The 1,257-nt window shown below is 44.2% G+C and carries 1 protein-coding gene; it reads left to right on the top strand.

Annotation, left to right across the window (positions count from 1 at the left end):
* On the top strand, positions 1 to 1,257 hold a 1,257-nt coding region (locus tag MTX13_RS14320), incomplete at both ends, for an HYR-like domain-containing protein (RefSeq protein ID WP_449555745.1).

Raw genomic sequence — 1,257 nt, 5'->3', positions numbered from 1 at the left:
CCGATAGTTCTGATCCGTGTAACATTATCATCACACGTACTTGGACCTTTACTGATGACTGTAACAACTCATCGTCGGTTTCACAGACTATTACGGTGGCTGATACCATAGCGCCTGTTGCGCCTTCGGCTCCTGCTGATATCACTTACGAGTGTATCGCGGACGTGCCTGCTCCGGGTGACCTGACTGCTAACGATAACTGTGCCGGTGACATTACCGTGACTGGTGTGGACAATACCGATAGTTCTGATCCGTGTAACATCATAATCACACGTACTTGGACCTTTACTGATGACTGTAACAACTCATCGTCGGTTTCACAGACTATTACGGTGGCTGATACCATAGCGCCTGTTGCGCCTTCGGCTCCTGCTGATATCACTTACGAGTGTATCGCGGACGTGCCTGCTCCGGGTGACCTGACTGCTAACGATAACTGTGCCGGTGATATTACCGTGACTGGTGTGGACAATACCGATAGTTCTGATTCGTGTAACATCATAATCACACGTACTTGGACCTTTACTGATGACTGTAACAATTCATCGTCGGTTTCACAGACTATTACGGTGGCTGATACCATAGCGCCAAATATTACTACTGTTGCTGCAGACCAAACGGTTTTATGTGATGGATTAGGTAATACCCAAGAATTTCAGGCTTGGCTTGATACAAATGCTGGTGCTAATGCAACTGATAACTGTTCAGCTGTGACTTGGTCAAATGAGATATTAAGTGTAATTGATCAATGTGGAGAAACTTCGAGAACCCTTGTTCGGTTCACAGCTACTGATGCTTGTAACAATACCAGTACAACAACAGCTTTATTTACAATTATAGATCTTATCCCTCCAACTATTGATATTGAAGCATCTGATGTAACAGTTGAATGTGATGGATCAGGAAATACTAATGATTTGAATACTTGGTTATCCAATAATGGTGGAGCCACAGCAAATGATATTTGTGGAAATGTAACTTGGACAAATAACTTTACAGGATTATCTGACGATTGTGGAGAAACTGGTTCTGCTACTGTTACCTTTACAGCTACTGATGATTGTGGTAATTCTGCTTCTACTACTGCTACATTTACAATTGAAGATACCATTGCACCTATTGCGCCTTCGGCTCCTGCTGATATCACTTACGAGTGTATCGCGGACGTGCCTGCTCCGGGTGACCTGACTGCTAACGATAACTGTGCCGGTGATATTACCGTGACTGGTGTGGACAATACCGATAGTTCTGATCCGT

Origin of the sequence: Hanstruepera flava (assembly GCF_023634025.1) — a bacterium.
Taxonomy (GTDB): domain Bacteria; phylum Bacteroidota; class Bacteroidia; order Flavobacteriales; family Flavobacteriaceae; genus Hanstruepera; species Hanstruepera flava.
Note: the sequence above shows the minus strand (reverse complement) of the source record. Positions and strands in the feature narration are given on the sequence as shown.